Consider the following 22,680-nt stretch of genomic DNA (forward strand, 5'->3'; position numbering starts at 1 on the left):
CTATGACTCGCTCACTTGGGCTTCCTCTCATACGCTTCCTATGGGGAGGGGGGCAAAAACAAAAAAGCCTCCACAAATAGGAGGCTTTTTAGCAAAGGCGATACCGTTCGTTGGTTAGAACGGAATATCGTCGTCAAAGTCAATGGGTGGCTCCATCGGGTTTGAAGCACTGCCACTACCCTGTTGTGGTGCAAACCCACCTTGTGCCTGTCCACCTTGTGGTTGTGCACTTTGCGTTTGGCCGCCAAAGTTATTATTTTGCTGCTGTGGTGCACTTTGCTGAGGCGCTTGCTGCTGCGGAGCAAATCCACTTTGTTGCGCTGCTGGCTGTCCATATTGCTGCTGAGTGTTTTGCTGTGGTGCAAAACCACCTTGCTGCTGGCCATACCCGCCTTGGTTGCCTCCTGATTGATACTGGCCACCTTGCTCATTACGACCGCCAAGCATTTGCATTTGACCACCCATATCAACCACGATTTCAGTCGTGTATTTATCTTGGCCACTTTGGTCAGTCCATTTACGAGTCTGTAAGCGACCCTCAATGTATACTTGAGAACCTTTACGTAAATACTCACCCGCCACTTCAGCTAGTTTGCCAAATAACACCACTCGGTGCCATTCAGTACGTTCTTGAAGTTGGCCAGTGTTTTTGTCTTTCCAACTGTCTGTTGTTGCGATACTAATATTTGCCACACCGTTTCCGTTTGGCATATAACGTACTTCTGGATCTTGGCCCAAATTACCAACCAAGATTACTTTGTTCACACCGCGTGCCATGGCACCCTCTCCTCACACAATTACAAACGTTACCAAGCTTTATCATGCTGCCTAACAGTATTTAAATTCGTACCAATACGAACGAACACACTATTTTTAAACAGCTCTAAGACGATAAAACTTGTTTCGCTTGGTTTAAATCAAATTTACTTTCATCCACTTTAAGATAAGCGCGATTTTCTTCACTGACTACAGTCGCCTCTAGCACCCCTGGTAATGTCACCAGTTTATCAGCAAGTGCTTGTGCATGCTGAGATTTATTGAGTTCCGTTACAAAGCTTAGCGCTTTACTACGTGGAGGGACTTGCATGCGCCATGCAATAAACAGCCATATTAACCCAATTCCTGCCGCCGCAGCAAATACAGAATGCACTTCGTAGTTTTGTGCAAGATAGCCGCCTAACACTCCACCTAAAAACGCCCCAAAAAACTGGCCAGACGAAAACACGCCCATCGCAGACCCTTTTTGTGTTGCTGGTGATATTCGAGAAACCAGCGCAGGCATCGTTGCCTCTAAGAAGTTAAAAGCAATAAAATAGATCGTCATTGCAACCGCAATACCAATCAGTGAATTAGACAGCCACACAAGCATTAAGGCACTCGCACTCAGCGCAGCTATCGCAGCCAAGAAAACCTGTTTTTCTTTCTGCTTTTTAATCGCAACGATCATCATCGGCGCCATTAATACAAATGCCAGAATAAGCACTGGAATATAAATTTGCCAATGGTCTGGCGCAGCTAACCCTTCTTCAATTAACTTTGCAGGTAGCACGACAAATAATGTCGTTAAAGTCAAATGCAACATTAGCACGCCTAAATCCAATCGCAATAGCTGAGGGTGCTTGATTAAATTTTTAATGTCGGCAATGGACGCGACGGTATCACCTTTAGGGGCCTTATGAATAGCATTTGGTACCACAAACATCACAATCGCAATGCCAAGTAATGCCAGTGCAGCCGTTAACCAAAACACGCCCGAAATGCCAAAGGCTGCCGCAACCATAGGGCCCAGCAACATAGCGACAGCAAAACTCAACCCAATGCACATACCGATTACAGCCATCACTTTGGGGCGCTGTTCATCACGGCTTAAATCGGAAGCCAATGCGAGCAATGCACTGGCGATCGCCCCCATGCCTTGCAATGCTCGGCCAAAGGTCACCCAGTAGATTGACTCAGCCAAAGCGGCAATCACCGAACCAAGCGCAAAGATGAGCAATCCAGAAATAATGATTGGTTTTCGCCCAAACTTGTCTGATAACCACCCCATGGGGATCTGTAGCAATGCTTGTGTCAGACCGTATGCGCCAATCGCCAACCCTATCCACAGCGGCGAGACATCTTCTAAAGACGTGCCATACACTGCCAGTACTGGCATCAGCATGAAAAGGCCTAGCATCCTAAATGCAAATACACCGGCCAGAGAAAACGCGGCACGTTTTTCAATTTGGTTTAAAGATTGATTGGACATAAAGCATGTAAAGTCAAACAGTAAAAAATCGCGGCTAGTTTAACAAAAACTCACTGTAACTGATATTTTTTTAATATCCTCTGAAACTGACCCGTTTTTTGCAAATTTTGATAGGCCGCTTCCAATCGCTCAAGACGGGCCATTGAAGTGCGTCGCTTACTGAAGGCAAAATATACCGGCGATTCATTAATGACCAGTGATGCGATCTCTATGGTCATAAAATCGGGATGGTTATCCGATTGAAATATAATATTAAACTTCTCTTCTAAAAAGCCAGCGATGCGACCATGTTTGAGTAAACTCAATTTAGTTTGGTTATCTGGCACAAAGATGAACTGGGTCTCATGTTTTTTGAGTTGCTGATAGCGATCCGTGAATTTTGCCCCGTAAAATGCTCCCTGTTGAATGGCGACAGGTACTGGCAGTGAAAAGAGGTCTTCCATTGTATCAACGGTATATCGACGCTGTGCGTTCATCGCAAACACTATCGTTTCCATACGTTGCGGCCCGATAAAGTAGGCGTAATTTTGTCTTTCCTGTGTTTTGGTCACACTCAATACAAGATCAATGTCGCCCGTTTCTAACATCTTAAGAGAGCGGCCCCATGGTATACTCACAAACTTATACTCGCAGCCTGCTTCATCCAGTAGCGCCTTTGCAAAATCAACATCCATGCCATGCCAGCCAGTTTCTTCATCCAGCCGAGATTGCGCAGCATAGTTTTCAAACCGTACAACCATCTCACAGCCCCAAGCGGGAGATAGAAATAAAATACTTAAAATCAAAAAGCGCACATAAACTGCTCAGCGACCCATCATTGATGTAAGTCTAGTTGGTCACATTATTTTGTCACTTGTGCTTCTAAAACCCGTGCACGCCAAGATGACAGAAAGTGAGCCAGTTCATAATATGACTCGTAACAAGGGTAGAATAACAGCAACTTTGATGTATACTGTATGAGTATACAGCTACCCATAGCTTAGTTTGTGCATCAATTATTTTATAAAAAATGTATCATTCAAACTTTTAATCAGGGCAGTATTGGCAAGCACATCAAGAGCTGATGCAAAAACACCCGAGCAATTGTTGCAAGCACACAAGATTCATAAAAAGGCCACTATGGATAAAATAGAAGTAAGAGGCGCGCGCACGCACAACCTCAAAGACATCTCTTTGACAATTCCAAGAGACAAGCTGATTGTGATCACCGGACTTTCTGGCTCGGGTAAATCTTCATTGGCATTCGATACCTTATACGCTGAGGGCCAGAGGCGCTATGTAGAGTCCTTGTCTGCCTACGCTAGGCAGTTCTTATCTCTGATGGAAAAGCCAGATGTCGACCATATAGAGGGTCTATCTCCAGCCATTTCAATTGAGCAAAAATCCACCTCGCACAACCCCCGCTCGACCGTTGGCACCATCACCGAGATATATGATTATCTGCGATTGTTATTTGCGCGTGTTGGTGAACCACGCTGTCCAACCCATGATTTGCCGTTGAAAGCTCAGACCGTCAGTCAAATGGTGGACACGGCATTAGCGCAGCCTGAAGGGAGCAAACTGATGTTGCTTGCCCCAGTGGTAAAAAACCGTAAAGGCGAACATGTTAAACTGCTTGAACAGCTTGCCAGTCAGGGATTTATCCGCGCTCGTATTGATGGGGAAGTCTGTGATTTATCCGATCCTCCGGCGCTTGAATTACATAAAAAGCACACCATTGAGGTCGTTGTCGACCGCTTTAAAGTAAAAGATGGCCTCCAGCAGCGATTAGCAGAGTCATTTGAAACCGCATTAGAGCTTGCGGATGGTATTGCGCAAATCGCCAGTATGGATGATCCGGATGCCGAAGAACTGATCTTTTCCGCCAACTTTGCCTGCCCAACATGCGGCTACGCGATGACGGAGCTGGAACCTCGAATGTTTTCATTCAATAACCCAGCAGGGGCCTGCCAAAGTTGTGATGGTTTAGGTGTCCGTCAGTATTTCGATCCCAATCGTGTCGTTCAAAACCCCGAACTCAGTTTAGCTGGTGGCGCAATCAAAGGATGGGATAAACGTAGTTTCTATTATTTCCAGATGCTCAGCTCCGTCGCCGAGCACTATGGATTTGATCTAGAAGTGCCTTTTGGTGAACTTCCTAAATCTGCTCAAAAAGTGGTGCTAGAAGGGTCCGGAAACACGAAGATCGCATTCAATTACCGTAACGATCGCGGCGATTTAATTACCCGAAACCACGAGTTTGAGGGGGTATTAAACAACATGAATCGCCGCTATCACGAAACTGAATCAACTTCTGTACGTGAAGAGTTGGCAAAATACCAGACCAGTCAAGCTTGTCCTAGTTGCCACGGCTCAAGATTAAGAGAAGAAGCAAGGCACGTATTTATTGGCACAACTAATTTGCCTGCAGTGACAACGATGAGCATCGGTGAAGCAAGTCAGTTTTTCCATGATTTAACCTTAACGGGGCAAAAAGCACAGATCGCAGAAAAGATACTGAAGGAGATCCGAGATCGCCTATCATTTTTAATCAACGTTGGCCTCAATTACCTATCTTTGGAACGCAGTGCAGACACATTATCAGGTGGTGAAGCTCAGCGGATCAGACTGGCAAGCCAAATAGGTGCTGGTTTAGTTGGTGTTATGTATGTCTTAGACGAGCCTTCAATCGGCTTGCACCAAAGAGACAATGACAGGCTACTGAGCACCCTAACCCACCTGAGAGATTTAGGGAACACCGTCATTGTCGTTGAGCACGACGAAGACGCGATCCGCGCAGCAGATCATATTATTGATATTGGTCCCGGCGCAGGTGTACATGGCGGAAGCGTTGTCGCAGAGGGAACCAGAGAAGACATTATCGCGAATCCCGACTCTTTGACGGGACAATATTTGTGCGGCACAAAAGAAATTATCGTACCACCCGAACGCCATCAACCGTCTGACAAATGGCTTGAACTATTTGGGGCGACTGGTAACAACCTAAAAAATGTTGATTTAAAGATCCCATTTGGCTTGATGACCTGTGTCACGGGCGTATCTGGTTCGGGTAAATCGACCCTGATCAATGATACTCTATATAAACTGGCACATCGTGCACTCAATGGCGCAACAGTCTCAGAACCCGCACCGCACAAAGACATTCAAGGCCTAGATCATTTTGATAAGGTGATCGATATAGATCAAAGTCCAATAGGTAGAACACCGCGTTCTAACCCCGCAACCTACACAGGTATTTTTACCGCCATTAGAGAGCTATTCGCAGGTACACAAGAAGCCCGCTCAAGAGGCTACAAAGTGGGCCGATTCAGTTTTAATGTGAAAGGTGGTCGCTGTGAAGCCTGTCAGGGTGATGGCGTTTTAAAAGTGGAAATGCACTTTCTACCGGATGTTTACGTCCCATGTGATGTATGTCATGGCAAACGCTACAACAGAGAGACCTTAGAAGTTCTTTATAAAGGTAAGAATATTCATGAAGTCTTGGAGATGACCGTCGAAGACGCTAGGGAGTTTTTTGATAAAATTCCAGCGATCAAGCGTAAACTGCAAACGCTCATGGACGTCGGTTTGTCATATATCCGTTTAGGTCAGGCCGCGACAACCTTATCGGGTGGTGAGGCACAACGTGTTAAATTAGCCAGAGAACTATCTAAACGGGATACTGGTAAAACCCTCTATATCTTAGACGAACCAACAACTGGTTTGCATTTCCATGATATTCAACAACTCTTAGTTGTTTTACACCGCTTACGCGATCATGGAAACACTGTTGTGGTTATCGAGCATAATTTAGACGTTATTAAAACTGCGGATTGGATAGTCGATCTGGGCCCAGAGGGCGGCTCTGGAGGTGGACAAATATTAATTTCTGGTACCCCAGAAGAAGTCGCAGACCATACAGAGTCCCACACTGGTCGATACCTTAAGCCTATGTTATAACTAGTAAGCTGTGGCAGTTTTTCTCTGAATTTACTGCCACACACTATTTAAAACATCAGGGACTATAACAACAATGACTCAACCTGCCTTGGTTACGTTTAAAGATACAGCCAGCAAGCTCACAGCCCCGTTCGAACGATTTTGGCACAGACTTAATACACCCCAACGGTTTTATTTTTCTGCGTTTTTTCTCAGTATTGCGGTCATTCTATTTACGAATGAAGACAACCACACTTGGTTTCATTTCGTCGCCATCATCGCACTCATTGCCATGCTGTTGGAATTTTGGCCCAAGTTTTTAGTGTTTTGGGAGAGTCTGCCAGGCAAAGCGGTTATCTTGCTCTTTTATGCATTCATAGCGAATTATGCGCTGGTGCAAGCATCAGGTATGATCAATGATATAACAGGTGTCAGCTCCGATCCGCTTCCTTATAGTCACAACCTCAGTGTGTTGCTTTCTTTACCAACTTGGTTTTTTATCACGACCATTGTGCTGTTGGTACTATTGCAACTCGCCCAACCTTTATACCTATTGGTATTAGTACTGCTTCGTCCATTTGGATTACACCGAATGTGGCAGCCTACTGACTACAAATACCCCGTCACAACCGGTATATTGCGTCTGGTTTTTAGTATGCTTATCTTGGTGCAAGTGGCAACGCTTATTTCTCATACCGGCTTATCTGGTGGCGTAAACCAGTTTCTGAAAGGCTGGTTTGAGATCATCGTGCCGCCCTCTAGCTATGAAAAGCTTTTATCGAGTGAACACATCAACCCAGACGGCACAACATTAACAGAAGCAGAACAAGCAAAGTTGCAGCAAGCACTGAATGAGCGTGAGAAAGACCTTCAAGAATTGACTGCAGACATATCCATAACCAGCGATAACACCGTGCAATACGAAGCACAGCTACAGCGTATTTTAAGACATTTCATCTATGAGTACGAAGCAGACTCACGCTCACGCTGTGAGCATGCACCGGGGACACGCATCATAGAGCTAAATGACTATGAAATATTACAAATCACTAAGCTCAACGACGATAACAGCGCATCCAGTTACCTGTATGAGGTCATTCCATGTATCTCAGCAGCCCTAGGGCACCAATTCAAGCATACCAATTGATGGTGTGAGTACACTGATGTGTACTCACTTCAAGTTATAGCAAATACGCCTCTAGTGCATCTCGCTCTGACTGACTTAAAGCACGAGATGTTTTGCCTGCGAAATCATAACGCACCATCACTGTGCGCCCTTCAGCACAGCATTCATTGTGTTGCCAGGCTTGCTGTAAAATCACAAAAGAGCTATTTCCAACTTTTTCAATTGCCGTTTTAATTTCCACTTCTTGACCATAAAAAAGTTCGCCTTTAAAGGTCACTTCGACCTTTGCCACAATCAATTTCCAGTTATGTGGATTTAAATCAGGTGTAAAAATTTTGAAAATAGGTGCTCTGGCAGCTTCAAACCATACCGGTAGTACGGTATTGTTTATGTGGCCAAGTACATCTGTTTCGCTAAAGCGTGGCATGATTTTTTCTGCAAGCATAATAATTCTAACAACCTTAGAGGAATGAAATGACTGATTTTATCCGCGTATACGACAATGCACTGAGTGCAGAGTTTTGTGACCAATTTATGCAAACCTTTGATAAAAGTCCACATTTAGCTCAAGGTCAAACCTCTGGTGGTGTTGATTTAAATAAGAAAATCAGTCAAGACTTGTATCTCAATAACCACCCAGAATACCAGCAACAGTTACGCGAAATTGAGCAAGCAACCTCCAAACACTTATTTCAGTACGTGGAAGAACACTTTTTTATGATGTTAGGGGCATTCGGCTTGAACGTCTACCATCCTACAACAGGTAAACCCGTTAACTTAACCGTTGATAACTTTGAGGAGGTTGGCAAACCTCAGTTGCCAGTTTTGACGCAACAACTTTTTAGACTTGGACCCATCCAAGCTCAGAAGTACCCGGTCAATAAGGGCGGATACCCATATTGGCACAGTGAAGTCTACCCACAACTACATCACAATGAAGCATTGCACCGCGTACTACTCTTTATGTTTTATCTCAATGATGTGGAGGAAGGGGGAGAAACTGAGTTTTTCTATCAAAATAGAAAGCTAGCACCGAAAAAAGGCAGTATGGTCATCGCCCCGAGCTATTTTACGCATACACATCGGGGGAATATGCCACTGTCCAATGATAAGTATATTCTAACATCTTGGGTACTGTTCCAAAGAGCTGAGCAGCTCTATGGTGCACCACCTCAGCACGCAACAGCTTAAACTTTCGACCTTCGGCTCTGAACAAATGCATGCCAGTCGTACATCAGAGCCTCAAAATCTTCAAAGCCACATCCAGCCACTAGCCCCTCTTCATCGAGCTCTAAAAAATCATCTTCATACCGAGACAAGTCGACATCATTTTGGAAAAGGGAGTGCGCCTCAAAAACGGCTTCTTCTTTCGTGAGGGTTAATCTGACTTCTTTGCCATCCAATCTCAGTTCATTGGTGCTCTGTTTGACACGTTGCATCTTTGCCAGAAATTCAGCAACCGCAGTTAACGGCAACTCTTCATTTAACCAGCGCCCAACCAATGCATGCTCTTGCGACATACGTACCTTAAAACCCGCGATTGGATCTCGAATAAACTGATATTCCATACTACTTATATATTACTTCAGACAATAGCTAAGTATACCTCAATCTCACGACCAAAGTGCACTGTCATATTTCACAAGTCGTCAACGATGCAAATATTTTTCTAATTCGTATAATGCACACTTCACTCTCAAAAAAGTAAACCCATGACGCCAATCGACATTTTATTCCCGCTTATATTCCTCGTGCTGACTGGTTATATCTGCGGCAAAACAGGGTTTATTGCAGCTAGTCAACTTGAAGGGCTTCGTCGATTTGTTTTTTACATCGCCATACCCGTTTTCTTGTTTCTCAATATGTACCAAGCGAATCTCGATAAAGTTGCTTCATCTCAGTTACTCATCGCATTTTATACGCCCTTGGTGCTATGTTACTTAGTCGTATTTAGCGCCAAGTGGTTAGTAAACAAGCATAATAAAGCTGAAGCCGCCATGTGGGGACTGAGTGGTACTTACTCAAATACTGTACTCGTTGGCTTACCCGTGATCATTGCCGCACTGGGGGCCGAAGCTGGCTCTCTGGTATTTATGATAATTACCTTTCATAGTGCATTGCTGTTTGCTTTGAGTTTTATACTCTCTAGCAGTAATCAAGGGTCTTTTTTAGATATCCTCAAGCCACTGTTTATTAACCCAATCGTATTGAGTATTTCAACTGGATTAGTATTTAATGCGCTTGATGTTCACTTACCAAAGCTTTTCATTTCAGGGTTAAATTGGTTGGCCGAACCCGCAATCGCAGGGGCGCTGTTTGTACTGGGCGTCAGTCTCGTGCAATATTCTATCCGCCAAGCTTGGAAAAGCGCTTTACTATTGAGTATGACAAAGCTGATCGCATTGCCAATGATGATATTTGCTTTTGCAACTTGGCTAGGACTGTCTGATATGCACACCGCCGTGTTAACACTGATGGCGGCATCGCCGTTGGGGGTAAATGCTTATTTAGTAGCGCGACAGCAGCAATGTGCGCAGGCAACACTCGCAGCCAGTGTGGTCATGTCGACCATTTTAAGTCCACTGAGTATGAGCGCATGGTTATATGTGCTTATATGAGCCGAGATCATCGGTGCTGTAAACTAGAAAGAGACTCAGGCAGGCTAAGAAACCTCTTAAGCCTGCCCTAAAGCTACTTATTCTAAGATAAGCTCAAACTCACCTTCGACTTTTTCTGCCGAGCCGGTGGTTTTTTGAACGGTGAAATTAAATTCACTTTTGATGTGCGAAATCGTGTTTTGCAAGTCTAATTCCATCATCCCTCTATCTGATGATGCATTCAGCTCAGGGTAGGCTAACGAGCGCATTGTTGCTTTGTTGTTTTCATCAAAAAAGCTGTTCAGAGAAACCAACAACCTATTTGGTGAATCATTAAAAGCAAATTGTAGCTCGAAGTCATTACCTGCTTGTTGTGTGATAAGGCGAATAGCTGTCGAATCTGTACTGGCTGTTTCTCGATTATCCGCAGAATATGCTTTAACATTCGCCGTCGCGACAACCCCGCACACTTCTTGCGTTTGTATGTCACTGTAGTGTTCAAAACGCAGATTTAGAGACCCAAAGCTCGTCACGTTGTCACTACTTTTCTTTTGAAATGTACTCAAGCCAACGATATCACCATCACACTTTTGCACTATCGAAAAACGATTATTTTGCTGGAATAATTGGGTGCTTATTTCGCCCTTGGAACATTCAGCCGACAAAACACTGGCATTTAACTCAATACGATTTAAATCATCAAACCCACAATATTCGGTATTCACTGTTTGCATACTTTGATCCGCGGAGTTGACAATGAAAGAACGAATGAGTGTCGCATCCACTTTGTTATAGCTGTTATCTGCTTGATTAACTCTAAAGTTGCTTTTATGTGTTTCTATCCACGTACTGCCGATGGTCAATACGGAAGTATCTATGTGTGATACCTCTTCACCTAAACCAAGATCGGAGATAGGCGGTGTCACGGTTATATCTAAATCTTTAACACTGAGTAAGGTATATTGATTCTGGAAGCCAAATGTCTTTTGAGACTGCCCCTCTTCCAAATCAACTCTGACTTCAATTGACCCCTGTTGCTCGACATCTGGGGCTGTGAAAGAGATCGTATCAGTACCTTGGCCTGAAAAGGAAATGTCTTGATTTAAATATTTCACCGTCCACTTAAACTTCAGAGTATGAGCGCCGCCTCCTTTGGTATTCAAAGATAAACGTACAACCTCTCCCTCATTTATAGACAACAAAGTAGGTAAAGCCTCATAAGTGATATTTTGCACTTCCGCCGTGCTTGGTGCATCTTCGGAACCACCAGAGCCACAAGCACTAAGAGAGAGTGCCATAGCAGCAACTACAAGTAGTTTATTCGTTTTAATTAAACGTTTAGTGAATTCATATTTCATCGAGATGCCCTAAGCAAAAGGGTGGCATCTTATTCCAACACACATACAACCTCAACGTGCGAATGTGAATTATTGTAAAAATAAGGACGGTTAATTTTGAAGAAAAAAGAGCTGAAATACACGCACTCAATTAGGTGATATGTGCTTCCATACCACCTAACTATCGTAATGCATTAGCTAAATTTGACGTTGTCAATCTTGCGCAGAGTACTTAGCAGCATCAATAATTGCCCATAAATGTGCAACAGCAGCAATGACAGGAGGAATGACTAAAAACCATAACGCGTATCCTCCCACTGTAATAATTGCAAAGATAATAGCAGCCAATAAACGACCTTGCACCAACTGCCCTAATCCCGGAAAAAATACACTACATATCGCTGCGATTACGTTACCACCAGAACCTTGTCCTGCCATAGATACCTCTCTTAGTTGTATTTCTCTCACTGCCTACATCCCAATGTAAGCAGCGTGGTAGCACTTCCTACCCAATTAATATGCCTATTACTGCAAACACAATGTATGCCAAAATTAAAAAACAATAATATCAACAACTTGATTGTTAAGCTTATTAGGGGCATTGCCGATTTTTAGTCTAAAACACTAACTTTTAGTGCTTTTCTTAGTTATATTACTGGAAATAACTCACTGGGTTAAAGGGTAAGATTACACACACTTCATTGCAGATGTTCGTGTTGTAAACTTTGCCAAGTAAGCCAAGTCGAAATAACAATAACAGGATTTTAGCATGTTAAACAAATTAACTAGGCCTTTGAGTCGCCTCGTTGAGCATTATCTGCCAGACCCTTTTGTCTTTGTCACCCTGTTGACGTTGCTGGTCATGGCAATGGCTGTGCTTTTTACGCCATCGACCCCCATTGAAACCGTACAAATTTGGGGACAGGGGTTATGGGATCTGCTCACCTTTGCGATGCAAATGTTACTGGTGCTCATTGCTGGCTTTATGCTCGCAAACACTCGGCTATGTGGCAAATTACTCAATCGCCTAGCGGCCTGTGCTAAGACACCTGCACACGCAATTTTCTTGGTAACTATCATTTCGATGCTAGCAAGCTGGTTAAACTGGGGCTTTGGGTTGGTTGTTGGAGCGTTATTTGCCAAAGCATTGGCCAGAAATATTTCCGTAGATTATCGTGTATTGGTTGCGAGTGCTTACTCCGGATTCATTGTTTGGCACGGTGGCTTGGCAGGTTCAGTGCCACTCACCATCGCATCAAGTGGGCATTTTGCACAAAATCAAATTGGTATTTTACCCACCAGTGATACCATTTTTTCTTATTTTAATTTAATTTTGTTAGCCGCCATGCTGGTGATTTTACCACTCTTAAACCGTGCTATGTTGCCGCCTAAACAAGAGCAAGTGTTGGTCGACAAAGAAAAGCTACAAGACGTGCCAAAATCCGCCTCAAACAACACACTCACCCCCGCCGAAAAACTGGAGCATAGTTACTTGCTCGGTGGGCTCATCGGTTGCTTAGGCTGTGGCTACTTAGCTCATTACTTCTTGGTACAAGGTGGGGGCCTTAACCTCAATATCATCATTGCACTCTTTATGTTTTTAGCATTTTTACTGCACGGTTCAGCCGCCAATATTCTGCACAGCCTACAGCAAGCGATTAAAGGTGGCGCAGGCATTGTCATCCAATTTCCGTTTTATGCTGGCATTATGGCAATTATGGTGAAAACAGGATTGGCAGAACAAATATCAGCAGGATTCGTCTCCATCAGTAGCGCACAATCGCTTCCCTTTTGGAGCTTTTTAAGCGCTGGTTTAGTCAATATTTTCGTGCCGTCCGGAGGAGGCCAATGGGCTGTGCAAGCGCCCATTGTTATTCCAGCTGCGCAAGCACTTGAAGCCGATATTGCACGTGTTGCTATGGCTGTCGCGTGGGGGGATGCATGGACAAACTTAATTCAGCCATTTTGGGCGCTGCCCGTATTGGCAATAGCCGGGCTCAAGGCACGTGATATTATGGGGTTCTGCCTGCTTCAACTGGTTGTCACAGGCATCATCATTGCAGCTATATTGAGTTTTGTTTAGCTCGATAAGATCTTCACAGGCAGGCTCAAGATAACATTATCTGAGTCTGCAAAGTGCCACATAACAGCAATATGCCCGACTGCGACTAAGACATATAACGCAGCAGAGACCAGTTGGCCGTAACGGTCAAGAGGCAGTAAATGAGTTTGATGGCGAGAGCGCCACTCTAATAAAATTTCGATACTGCCAATAAAGATGAAAAAAGCCAGTAGCATAAGCCCAAACGCATAACTCACCCAAAGACCCAAAGCAAGCCCTCCCAAACAAGCAAGTAAACCAACCCAAGATCGCATGGAAAAGCTAATGCTTTTTAATACATGCCCACCATCCAAAGGTAGAATAGGTAATAAATTAAATAGATTTAATAGCGCACTGAGTACCGCCACCCCTGCGAAAATGTCTGCACCTGTTATGTAGTAGAGCACGACGCCAAGCACGGAGGTAAACAATCCGAAAGCTGGTCCCATTAAGGAAATAACGACATCTTGCCAGCGCGTGGTCATCTTATCTTCACTCATCGCCAGACCACCCACAAAGGGGATTAAATAAAATCCTTTTGTTTTAAGCCCAAAATATTTCATGGCCCTCACATGACCATATTCATGTACCACTAAGCATACCACCAGCATTAATGCGAATTGCCAAGAAAATAACCATGCATAACCTGCCACTGAAGCGCCAATCAAAGCCGCCTTAACCACTTTTGCACTCTTAAACAGTTTAAAGCCGAGCGCCGCTAGTCCAAGCCAGTTACCCTTTTTTTGTTCATTGGTATCGGGTACTTCAACCCATTGCCATGGTGCGTTATCAATGGCTACCGCCAATATATTTGCTGGCAGTTGCTCGGTGTTCAATCGCAATTTACGGTGTCCAAGATCGACCACAAAGTGATGTACATCATGCTCATCTATCGGGACTGATTGCTGCTCTTTAAAAACTTGTACTACGTTGTGACGATTCACCATCACAGATATCATCATGCCTTCTATCGGCAACTCAATTCTGACCATGACACTTACAATTTAGTGAAATTTTACCCATTATCCTAAATTCAGGGTTGCGATTGAAGAGACAATGAGTGAATTATTGCCAACATGTACTACGCTTAGTGTGTCGCGCAAACAGAACCTCTTAAGACCACTTTGAAATAAAAATGTGATAAGTCTGGAGGTAAGCAAAGCAACTTGTTTGCGAATACAAACAAAGAACACTTTTACTGTGAAATTAGCCCTAGGGACAGGAAACTATGAAAGATCGTAGCCGACGTATACTGGTCGTTGATGATTCACAAGCTATTTTAATCGTAATGCAGGCAATTTTGTCTGAGCTCGATGTTGAACATGTCACCGTCGTTAATAGCGCAGTGAAAGCATTGGAAAAAATGCGCCAATCACCTCATCAATTCGACGCCATTTTTACCGACCTGAATATGCCAGAAATGGATGGCATGGAGTTTATTCGTCATTTGGGTGAATTACGTTACCCTGGTGGCATCATCATCATTTCTGAAATGGAAAATCGGATTATTGATCTCGCGGCTAATTTAGCCCGACAACACAACACGCATTTGATTGGCAATATCGCAAAACCGGTCCAACTTATCGATGTCGAAAGAACATTGAAAAAACTCGATAGCTTTGTCGGTGTTGAGGATACTTACGAACAGCCAATTACCGAAGATCGTCTACTCGAAGCCATCAGCCATCATGAAATTACGCCTTTCTATCAGCCAAAGGTGCACAGGGGAACAAAACAGATAAAAAGTATCGAGGTTCTAGCCAGAATTGTCTCGAAAGAAGAAGGGCAAGTTATGCTACCCAAGCGTTTTATCGGCGTCGCAGAAGATTTAGATCTGGTTAATTTGCTCACCTTCCAATTATTTGAAAAGGCAGCAAATGAATTTCAACGTATTCGCAATGAGCTAAATTACCCATTCAAACTGGCCTTTAACCTCTCTCCAATTCAGTTAAACGATACAAGCTGTCCTGACAAACTGGCACTGATCTTAGAGCTTAATCGCTTAAAGCCGCAAGAAGTCATCGTTGAGATCACAGAAAACCAACCCATCATTTCCAACCTGCAACTTGAAACTATTAACCGCCTGCGATTGCGTGGATTTGACCTCGCGTTAGATGATTTCGGCACGGGGTTCACTAATTTGCAGCAACTCAAAACCCTGCCATTTACTGAAATCAAAATTGACCGCTCTTTGATTACCTACATTGAGTCAGATCGTTTCTCACAGGTGCTCGTGGATAGCCTGATTGATATTGCTCAGAATGAGCAGCTGGATATTGTCGCTGAAGGCATTGAACGAATCGAAGAACTTCAGTATTTAGAACGCTATAAATTCAGTTTATTAATGCAAGGCTATTTGATAAGTAGGCCAAAAGCGCTAAACGAATTTATTCGCTGGATCCATTCTTGGCAAAGAATGATAAATTCGAACCCTTAAGAATATGACATAAAAATGGACCCAACTCAGGGTCCATTGCCCAAGCGACTTACTGCCCCTTATCTTTAACTTGCAGCTTGCTATCTGCAGCTCCCTCAGGCTCATTTTCTGTGACTATTAAGTGGCTATGATTATCAACACGCTGCTGCCACTTTTGTTTGGCCGCAGCCTGCATATCGCTGGTTTGCTCACGCTCATCAACAATGTCCATGCCCATCAATGATTCTAGTAAATCTTCTAATGTCACAATCCCTTGAATATCGCCGTATTCATCGATGACCAATGCAATATGAATACGTTTTTCAAGTAGAGTTTGAAATAATGTCGGCGCAGCCAATGTTTCAGGCACTGTGTACAAGGGTTTCATCAGCTTGCTGATTTTATAGTCTTCTCCCAAACGGTGGTAAGCGAGCATAATGTCATTTTTATGGACAAAGCCAACGATATCATCGCTATTTTGGTCAAACACCAAGACGCGCGAAAATGACACTGAACCATGTTCAGCCAAGTAGTCATGCACGGTCATGTCTTTGTGTACTTTAAATAGTACAGTACGCGGCGTCATCAAGTTTTCTAGCTTGGCATGTCTAAATTGCAATAAGCTACGAATTGTCGCCGACTCTTCTTCTTTCAAAGCCCCCGCTTGCGATCCCATCTCAGCCATTGCTTCAATTTCTTGGCGAATATAAATCGATTCGTCGCCTTTTTTACCAATCAACTTGGTCAGTTGATCTGACATCCAAACAAACGGCTTTAATACCCTCACCAACCATACCAAGGCAAAACTTACACTCGGTGTTAGGTTACGCCAATAGGTTGCACCTAACGTTTTAGGAATGATCTCAGACAAAACTAATACCAAGAGCGTCATCACAGCAGACGCAAGGCCCACAGCTGCATCCCCAAATACCACGGCAGCTTGTGCACCTACGCCAGCCGCACCCGCTGTGTGTGCGACCGTATTAAGTGTTAGAATCGCAGCAAGCGGTTTATCAATATTGTCTTTTAATTTTTGTACGCGCGACGCCAGCGTGGGGTTCTGTTGCTTCATCATTCCCACATGGCTGGGAGTGATACTTAACAGCACAGCCTCCATTACCGAACATATAAAAGAAATCGCAATAGCTAAAAACATGTAGCTAATTAACAAAAACAAGGTCTACTCCTCACGTAATAACCGTTCACTTATATCTTAGCTGTACAGCACTTAATCGCACAGCACCTATTAATTTTTATTAATATGTTATATTAACGCATATTTTACCTACAATAGGCGCACACTATGAAATTTAAATCAGCGGTAACTTTACTATTTTCCGCAATGGCTACGCAACTGAGCGCAGCGCCGATCGATCCGGCAAACATCCAGTTTATAGGCCCAATTGGTCAAAATATCCAAACTAAGCCTCACCACACCGGTCACCAGTCGGCAATTGTGGGTAACCTCGTTGGCAAACTCAGTCGCGATACCAAGTCGCTTGACGTGTTTGGACAAAACATCACATGGCAATCTTTAGCGGATGTTAATGCATTAACCATGGGCGGTTTGCAAGCACTCAAGATAGAGTTCTCTGCTGCGCGGTTTGTACAAGGCACCTTAAAACTAAATGGTATAGAGAAAGCTCACGTATTCTTAAATGGTCAGCCACTTGAGGGCAGCTCAGACTATAAACTCAATGCAGTTACAGGCGACCATCAATTGCTGATCGTTGCCGAACAAGTCAGTGATTGGAAAAAAGTCGCGGTAGCGTTCAATGGTAAAGAAGCGCATGACATTTTGGCATTCAATAACAAAGAAACCAAAGCGCTTTCAGCAAAACAATTATTTGACGCACCGACTATCAGCGCGCTCTCAGTATCGCCTGACGCAAACTACTATGTAGCAACCACCCAACACTATCAAGATAATCAAGGCAACAAAGCGCTAAGAGACACCACCATCCACAATGAAGATGGGGAGATTGTTTATCGCTTACCCGGTGTGAATGCCAATGCTGTACAGTGGCGCCAAGATGCAAAACAACTTGTGTTTGTGCAAAATAAGCAACTTAAAACCCTAGACATAAAAACCCTACAAGAAACCGTTGTCGCAGAAGAGCTTGCTGGTGCCAGTGGCTTTAAATACTTTGACGATAACAGCTTAATCTTTACGTGGACGAAACAAGCGCCTAAAGGCGATAAGATTGTCAAGCATCTTAAAGGCCTTGAAGATCGCTGGTCATACGCACGTAACAAAAGCCAGATATTTTTAATCGATATTAGCACTGGCCTTATTCAAGCTGTCACAGAGCATGATTTAAGCCACAGCCTAGAAGATTTTGATGGCGGCAACGGACGCATTCTAACGACGCGCTATCCTCAGAACTACGCAGCGCCTCATCATGGCGTCACAGAACTCGTTGAATTTGATATCAAGCGCAACAGCCAGAAAGTGATTGGTCAATACGGTACATTTAATGATGCGCGCTACGGCAACGATGGTATTTATATCTCTGCAGGGGCTGAATTTAATAATGGTGCAGGTCGTGTCATTGCTGAAGGCACGCTGGCAAACAACTACGATACACAGCTTTATTGGGTCAATAATGAGGGTGCCCAAGTTAAAGCCCTAAGTAAACAATTTGACCCATCAATTGATTCATTCAAAGTACTAAAGAACGGAGATTTAGTGCTAAAAGTGACTGATGAAGATCGCAAAAAACTGTACTTCTATGACGAAAGTAAGCGCAAGTTTAAAGCGCTCAATACCAAACTTGATGTCGTAGATAGATATAGCATTGCAGACAAGCGCAGTCCGATTGTATTTGCTACCGGTACTACCGCGTCGGCACCACAAAAATTGATTCAGCTAAACGTTAAAAACAATCGTGCTAAAACATTGTGGGACTCACAACCTATTGCATATAAAAATGCTGAAATTGCCAGTTTGGAAGAGTTTAACTTTACCAATTCAGCAGGCACCGAGATCAAAGGCCGAGTCTATATTCCGCACGGCTTAGACAAATCAAAACAACACCCTGCACTCATCTATTACTATGGCGGTACCTCCCCTGTATCACGCGGCTTTACTGGCCGATACCCATTTAATTTCTGGGCGACCAATGGGTATGTTGTCTATGTATTACAACCATCTGGTGCGACGGGTTTTGGTCAGGCGTTTTCTGCAAAACACGTTAATGATTGGGGAAATCGCGCTGCAGACGATATTATCGAAGGGACCAAAGCCTTTTTAGATTCATATCAGTTTGTTGATAAAAATCGATTAGGCAACTTAGGTGCATCTTACGGTGGTTTCATGACCATGACTTTAGCCACAAAAACAGATATGTTCAGTGCATCTATTTCACATGCCGGGATCTCAAACTTAACGTCTTATTGGGGCCATGGCTGGTGGGGTTACCTGTATTCATCGGAAGCATCTAAAAATAGCTACCCATGGAACAATACGAAACTGTACAGTGCGCAAAGCCCTGTATTCAACGCTGACAAAGTTAAAACGCCGCTTTTACTCATTCATGGTGACGCCGATACCAACGTCCCTGTTGGGGAAAGCCACATCATGTACACCGCGTTAAAATTATTAAATCAAGACGTGGAAATGATTGAGTATAAAGGCGCTGATCACCAAATTTTTGCGCGTGATCGTCGATTCCAGTGGTGGGACACAATGCTGGCTTATTTCGATAAACACCTCAAAGATGAGCCACAGTGGTGGCAACATATGTACGGTAAATAAGAAATGATAGCAGCACTAAAGTGCTGCTATTTTTTTATGTACAAATAATAAATAGCTAAAACTATTTCATTATTTTTAAAAAGTGGTTATTAACCACACAATTTACTATCAATTTTCATTAGAGTTTTTATATAAAAATAGATAACTTATGGTTCTCAGCCGAGAATTCTCGGTGCTAAGATATAGATTAATTATTGAAAAAGTTTCGAAACCATGAGCATAAACGTATTATTAGTCGAGGACGACGAGTTATTGGCTAAAAGAGTCGAAAGCCATTTTGCACAAACGGAATTCCACATCACCGTAGATAATACCGGTGCTCGCACACTTGAGCAGGTTCAGGAGCAAGCACAAACCGGTAATCCTTTTGTGATGGCTATCATCGATATCGTGTTACCCGCGACTGACGGTTTGCAGCTTGCAAAAGAGCTCAACACATTGACCGACCTTGGCGTGATAATGCTGTCTAGTCGTGACTCTCAGGCAGACAGAATTGCAGGCTTGGCACAAGGTGCTGACGACTATGTGTGTAAACCCGTGGATCTGCTAGAGCTGGAGTTGCGTATGCGTGCGCTGTATAAGCGACTCGCAGGTTCTAAAGAAGAGGATGAATCTGAAGAGTTCATCGAATATGCCGACTTTAAGTTGCATCCAGACAATCGTACACTGATCAACCCAAATGGCGACGAAGCACGCCTAACAGAGGCTGAGCACAAAGTACTCATTTGTTTAATTGCGAACGCAGGCAAAGCAACTTCACGTGCTAAAATATCCGAAGATATTGGACAGCCAGACTGGAGTCCGAGTGATCGCACCGTCGATGTACTCATTGGTCGATTACGTAAAAAACTCGGTGATGAAAAAGATCAAAAGCGCATCGTCACTGTGCGTGGTAAAGGCTATATGCTGTCGACCTAATTCAAGTGGTAAGCTGAGCGAGTAGGCGTTCAAAAGCGCGGTAGCTCAGCGCCTCCTTCAAGTCGCTCAACGTAATCTCCTCTTTCTGTGATAAGTCAGCAATCGTTCTGGAGACCTTTATCACACGATGGTACGAACGCGGTGAAAGATGCAGTTTTTCAGTTGCTTTCGCTAAAAACGCTGCCACGGGCTCAGACAATTGGCAATACCTATCAATCTCTTTGCTTGATAATTGCGCATTCACCTTCCCTTGTCTTTGTAGCGCCTGACTACGCGCTTGTTCGACTCTCTGTCGAATCTCATCACTGCTTTCCTCCTGCACAGTGGATTGCAGCTCAGTGGTACTGAGTCTGGGCAACTCAATTTGCAGATCAATACGATCGATAAAAGGGCCTGATACTTTACCAAGGTATTTAAGCACTTGCTCAGGCGTTGCGCGTTTATCCGTATGGCTACCGGTCGGACTCGGGTTCAATGCTGCTATCAACTGGAAGCGAGCAGGAAAATCGACTTGTTGTGCTGCACGGGAAATACTCACCATACCAGTCTCCATAGGCTCTCGCAAAGAGTCTAAAACCTTACGTTCATACTCGGGCAGCTCATCTAAAAATAAGATGCCATTATGTGCCAACGAAATTTCACCAGGCTTTGGATTTGACGATCCCCCTACCAGCGCCACAGCTGAACAAGTGTGATGAGGTGCCCGAAAAGGCCTTTGCCGCCAATTGTTAGGGTTAATCTCTTTGCCAATAATAGAATATACTGAGGCCGTCTCTAATGCTTGTTGTAGCTCCATCGCCGGCATAATGGTTGGCATGCGCTGTGCGAGCATCGACTTACCGGTGCCTGGCGGGCCCAAAAAAAGTACATTGTGTCCCCCTGTCGCGGCAATCTCTAGCACACGCTTCGCCGCTCCTTGCCCTTTAACCTCGCTCATATCCATGTTAATGGCCAATGCCACATCGACTGGCTGGGGATCAGTTTTATCCCATGCCAATGCCTGCTGTCCGCATAAATCAGCCCATACTTCTCGTAAGCAAGTAACAACCTTACGACGACTATTAGAAACCAGCCGAGCCATCATTTCATTGGGTTGGGGAATAAAGCAATTATGATGTGCTTTGGTGGCGGCGATTAATGCAGGCACCAAAGCTGTGATTTCTCTGACTTCTCCGTTAAGCGCTAACTCACCATAGAATTCGTATTGCTGAATGTCTGTGTGTTGAATTTGACCAGAGGCAACCAATATGCCAATCGCAATGGCGAGATCATATCGCCCTCCTTGTTTTGGCAAATCAGCAGGGGCTAAGTTAACGGTAATACGCTGGTCTGGGAATAAAAAGTGACTATTGCTGAGCGCACAACGTACGCGCTCCTTGGATTCTTTTACAGAGGTTTCAGGCAAGCCAACAATATTAAAGGCGGGCAATCCATTGCTTAGATGCACCTCAACGGTTACAAGTGGTGCATCAATACCAACTTGCGCGCGTGTATACGTTTTCGCTAACGACATTCCTTGTCTCTTTTCAGTTTTGGGCAATTTTAACGTGTTTGCCGTACATGGATTACATTCGAGTTAGTAGCGACAAATCATCACCGCCATAGGGCGGTTAATCATTGTATTTGAATACATGCAGCACCAGACGCCATCGTATGGCCGCTAACCGAAACATCAGAATACTCATCATGGCGCTCAACATGGTCACTTCCAAGGATAATCCGAGATGAGTTAACTGCGTATATACCAATCCACCAACAATACAGGTGATGGCATACAGTTCGCCTTTAAGGAGTATCGGTATTTCATCTGCCAAAACATCTCTTATTACACCTCCAAAACAACCCGTTAGCACACCCATAATAATAACGGTGGTATCTGGCATGCCAATACTCATCGCTTTTTGCATGCCCATCACAGCAAAAAATGCCAAACCAAATGCATCTGCCGTTAATAACACTTGCATCGGAACTGTTTTTTGCCGATTGAGCCACCAAATACTCATTGCAACCGCAGCAAATATTGCAAAAAAGTAGCTGCTATCATGTAGCCAAAATACAGGCGTGTCTAAAATAACATCACGAATAGTTCCCCCGCCAATACCTGTGACCGTCGCAAGTACCACAACCCCAAACCCATCCATGTGCTTTTGGTGTGCGAGCAATGTGCCAGAAATGGCAAAAACCATTACACCAAGCAAATCAAACCAATGGTAAAGTTCTGTCATAGAGATAACTCAACATTCGTAAAAAATAGATGTTAGC

The 22,680-nt window shown here is 44.0% G+C and carries 19 protein-coding genes; 8 read left to right on the forward strand and 11 right to left on the reverse strand.

Going from position 1 to position 22,680, the window contains the following annotated elements:
• Positions 1 to 114: 114 nt before the first annotated feature.
• From ssb to L1286_RS08530, 3 genes are all read right to left on the reverse strand, one after another.
• Positions 115 to 777 carry a single-stranded DNA-binding protein gene (gene ssb / locus L1286_RS08520; protein ID WP_235406469.1) on the reverse strand — a complete coding sequence of 221 codons (663 nt, stop codon included), beginning with the start codon at positions 775 to 777 and terminating at the stop codon, positions 115 to 117.
• Between the two features lie 106 nt (positions 778 to 883).
• The gene (locus L1286_RS08525; RefSeq protein WP_235406470.1) at positions 884 to 2,248 is read right to left on the reverse strand and encodes an MFS transporter; all 1,365 of its coding nucleotides are present in this window, start codon (positions 2,246 to 2,248) and stop codon (positions 884 to 886) included.
• Positions 2,249 to 2,298: 50 nt separating this feature from the next.
• Positions 2,299 to 2,988 carry a substrate-binding periplasmic protein gene (locus tag L1286_RS08530; RefSeq protein WP_235406471.1) on the reverse strand — a complete coding sequence of 230 codons (690 nt, stop codon included), beginning with the start codon at positions 2,986 to 2,988 and terminating at the stop codon, positions 2,299 to 2,301.
• Between the two features lie 379 nt (positions 2,989 to 3,367).
• Between L1286_RS08530 and uvrA the strand changes: the two genes are divergently transcribed.
• Together uvrA and L1286_RS08540 are read left to right on the forward strand one after the other, a co-directional pair.
• Positions 3,368 to 6,187: an excinuclease ABC subunit UvrA gene (gene uvrA / locus L1286_RS08535; RefSeq protein WP_235406472.1), complete on the forward strand. Its 2,820-nt coding sequence runs from the start codon at positions 3,368 to 3,370 to the stop codon at positions 6,185 to 6,187.
• 73 nt (positions 6,188 to 6,260) lie between these two features.
• On the forward strand, positions 6,261 to 7,313 hold the full coding sequence (locus L1286_RS08540) for a hypothetical protein (protein ID WP_235406473.1): 1,053 nt from the start codon (positions 6,261 to 6,263) through the stop codon (positions 7,311 to 7,313).
• A gap of 34 nt (positions 7,314 to 7,347) precedes the next feature.
• Here L1286_RS08540 and L1286_RS08545 read toward each other — a convergent pair whose 3' ends face one another.
• Positions 7,348 to 7,737: an acyl-CoA thioesterase gene (locus L1286_RS08545; RefSeq protein ID WP_235406474.1), complete on the reverse strand. Its 390-nt coding sequence runs from the start codon at positions 7,735 to 7,737 to the stop codon at positions 7,348 to 7,350.
• Positions 7,738 to 7,766: 29 nt separating this feature from the next.
• Between L1286_RS08545 and L1286_RS08550 the strand changes: the two genes are divergently transcribed.
• Positions 7,767 to 8,483, forward strand: a complete 717-nt coding sequence (locus tag L1286_RS08550; RefSeq protein ID WP_063355581.1) for a 2OG-Fe(II) oxygenase — start codon at positions 7,767 to 7,769, stop codon at positions 8,481 to 8,483.
• Here L1286_RS08550 and L1286_RS08555 read toward each other — a convergent pair.
• Positions 8,480 to 8,860, reverse strand: a complete 381-nt coding sequence (locus tag L1286_RS08555) for a YacL family protein (RefSeq protein ID WP_235406475.1) — start codon at positions 8,858 to 8,860, stop codon at positions 8,480 to 8,482. The genes L1286_RS08550 and L1286_RS08555 overlap by 4 nt on opposite strands.
• 144 nt (positions 8,861 to 9,004) lie before the next feature.
• Here L1286_RS08555 and L1286_RS08560 point away from each other — a divergent pair, with 144 nt between their 5' ends.
• Complete coding sequence (locus L1286_RS08560; RefSeq protein WP_235406476.1) at positions 9,005 to 9,910, forward strand: AEC family transporter; 906 nt, start codon at positions 9,005 to 9,007, stop codon at positions 9,908 to 9,910.
• Between the two features lie 77 nt (positions 9,911 to 9,987).
• On the opposite strand, the gene L1286_RS08565 is transcribed toward L1286_RS08560, so the two are convergent.
• Together L1286_RS08565 and L1286_RS08570 are read right to left on the reverse strand one after the other, a co-directional pair.
• Complete coding sequence (locus tag L1286_RS08565; protein WP_235406477.1) at positions 9,988 to 11,247, reverse strand: hypothetical protein; 1,260 nt, start codon at positions 11,245 to 11,247, stop codon at positions 9,988 to 9,990.
• 192 nt (positions 11,248 to 11,439) lie between these two features.
• The gene (locus tag L1286_RS08570; protein WP_235406544.1) at positions 11,440 to 11,664 is read right to left on the reverse strand and encodes a hypothetical protein; all 225 of its coding nucleotides are present in this window, start codon (positions 11,662 to 11,664) and stop codon (positions 11,440 to 11,442) included.
• A gap of 331 nt (positions 11,665 to 11,995) precedes the next feature.
• On the opposite strand from L1286_RS08570, the gene L1286_RS08575 reads away from it, so the two are divergent.
• The gene (locus tag L1286_RS08575; protein ID WP_235406478.1) at positions 11,996 to 13,309 is read left to right on the forward strand and encodes a short-chain fatty acid transporter; all 1,314 of its coding nucleotides are present in this window, start codon (positions 11,996 to 11,998) and stop codon (positions 13,307 to 13,309) included.
• Here the strand turns inward: L1286_RS08575 and L1286_RS08580 are convergent.
• Positions 13,306 to 14,319 carry a site-2 protease family protein gene (locus L1286_RS08580; RefSeq protein ID WP_235406479.1) on the reverse strand — a complete coding sequence of 338 codons (1,014 nt, stop codon included), beginning with the start codon at positions 14,317 to 14,319 and terminating at the stop codon, positions 13,306 to 13,308. The two genes, L1286_RS08575 and L1286_RS08580, sit on opposite strands and share 4 nt — an antisense overlap.
• A gap of 236 nt (positions 14,320 to 14,555) precedes the next feature.
• Between L1286_RS08580 and L1286_RS08585 the strand changes: the two genes are divergently transcribed.
• Positions 14,556 to 15,764, forward strand: coding sequence for an EAL domain-containing response regulator (locus L1286_RS08585; protein WP_235406480.1), 1,209 nt, complete (start codon positions 14,556 to 14,558; stop codon positions 15,762 to 15,764).
• Positions 15,765 to 15,813: 49 nt separating this feature from the next.
• On the opposite strand, the gene L1286_RS08590 is transcribed toward L1286_RS08585, so the two are convergent.
• A complete protein-coding gene (locus L1286_RS08590) occupies positions 15,814 to 16,920 on the reverse strand; it encodes a CNNM domain-containing protein (protein WP_235406481.1) in 1,107 nt (368 codons plus the stop codon).
• A gap of 126 nt (positions 16,921 to 17,046) precedes the next feature.
• Between L1286_RS08590 and L1286_RS08595 the strand changes: the two genes are divergently transcribed.
• Complete coding sequence (locus tag L1286_RS08595) at positions 17,047 to 19,500, forward strand: alpha/beta hydrolase family protein (protein WP_235406482.1); 2,454 nt, start codon at positions 17,047 to 17,049, stop codon at positions 19,498 to 19,500.
• 213 nt (positions 19,501 to 19,713) lie between these two features.
• On the forward strand, positions 19,714 to 20,418 hold the full coding sequence (locus L1286_RS08600) for a response regulator transcription factor (RefSeq protein WP_235406483.1): 705 nt from the start codon (positions 19,714 to 19,716) through the stop codon (positions 20,416 to 20,418).
• Position 20,419: 1 nt separating this feature from the next.
• Here L1286_RS08600 and L1286_RS08605 read toward each other — a convergent pair whose 3' ends face one another.
• Entirely contained in the window at positions 20,420 to 21,931 is a 1,512-nt protein-coding gene (locus L1286_RS08605) for a YifB family Mg chelatase-like AAA ATPase (protein ID WP_235406484.1), read from the reverse strand.
• A gap of 97 nt (positions 21,932 to 22,028) precedes the next feature.
• Positions 22,029 to 22,643, reverse strand: a complete 615-nt coding sequence (locus tag L1286_RS08610; protein WP_235406485.1) for a trimeric intracellular cation channel family protein — start codon at positions 22,641 to 22,643, stop codon at positions 22,029 to 22,031.
• Between the last annotated feature and the right edge of the window lie 37 nt (positions 22,644 to 22,680).

This window comes from Pseudoalteromonas sp. SMS1, from assembly GCF_021530565.1.
Taxonomy (GTDB): Bacteria; Pseudomonadota; Gammaproteobacteria; order Enterobacterales; family Alteromonadaceae; genus Pseudoalteromonas.

Bases quoted from the DNA above. Each gene is read 5' to 3' on its own strand.
- L1286_RS08600 (WP_235406483.1), top strand. From the start codon at position 19,714: ATGAGCATAAACGTATTATTAGTCGAGGACGACGAGTTATTGGCTAAA.
- L1286_RS08585 (WP_235406480.1), top strand. From the start codon at position 14,556: ATGAAAGATCGTAGCCGACGTATACTGGTCGTTGATGATTCACAAGCT.
- L1286_RS08555 (WP_235406475.1), bottom strand. From the start codon at position 8,860: ATGGAATATCAGTTTATTCGAGATCCAATCGCGGGTTTTAAGGTACGT.
- L1286_RS08610 (WP_235406485.1), bottom strand. From the start codon at position 22,643: ATGACAGAACTTTACCATTGGTTTGATTTGCTTGGTGTAATGGTTTTT.
- L1286_RS08530 (WP_235406471.1), bottom strand. From the start codon at position 2,988: ATGGTTGTACGGTTTGAAAACTATGCTGCGCAATCTCGGCTGGATGAA.
- L1286_RS08570 (WP_235406544.1), bottom strand. From the start codon at position 11,664: ATGGCAGGACAAGGTTCTGGTGGTAACGTAATCGCAGCGATATGTAGT.
- L1286_RS08540 (WP_235406473.1), top strand. From the start codon at position 6,261: ATGACTCAACCTGCCTTGGTTACGTTTAAAGATACAGCCAGCAAGCTC.
- L1286_RS08605 (WP_235406484.1), bottom strand. From the start codon at position 21,931: ATGTCGTTAGCGAAAACGTATACACGCGCGCAAGTTGGTATTGATGCA.
- L1286_RS08525 (WP_235406470.1), bottom strand. From the start codon at position 2,248: ATGTCCAATCAATCTTTAAACCAAATTGAAAAACGTGCCGCGTTTTCT.
- L1286_RS08560 (WP_235406476.1), top strand. From the start codon at position 9,005: ATGACGCCAATCGACATTTTATTCCCGCTTATATTCCTCGTGCTGACT.
- L1286_RS08565 (WP_235406477.1), bottom strand. From the start codon at position 11,247: ATGAAATATGAATTCACTAAACGTTTAATTAAAACGAATAAACTACTT.
- uvrA (WP_235406472.1), top strand. From the start codon at position 3,368: ATGGATAAAATAGAAGTAAGAGGCGCGCGCACGCACAACCTCAAAGAC.
- L1286_RS08595 (WP_235406482.1), top strand. From the start codon at position 17,047: ATGAAATTTAAATCAGCGGTAACTTTACTATTTTCCGCAATGGCTACG.
- L1286_RS08545 (WP_235406474.1), bottom strand. From the start codon at position 7,737: ATGCTTGCAGAAAAAATCATGCCACGCTTTAGCGAAACAGATGTACTT.
- L1286_RS08580 (WP_235406479.1), bottom strand. From the start codon at position 14,319: ATGGTCAGAATTGAGTTGCCGATAGAAGGCATGATGATATCTGTGATG.
- ssb (WP_235406469.1), bottom strand. From the start codon at position 777: ATGGCACGCGGTGTGAACAAAGTAATCTTGGTTGGTAATTTGGGCCAA.
- L1286_RS08575 (WP_235406478.1), top strand. From the start codon at position 11,996: ATGTTAAACAAATTAACTAGGCCTTTGAGTCGCCTCGTTGAGCATTAT.
- L1286_RS08550 (WP_063355581.1), top strand. From the start codon at position 7,767: ATGACTGATTTTATCCGCGTATACGACAATGCACTGAGTGCAGAGTTT.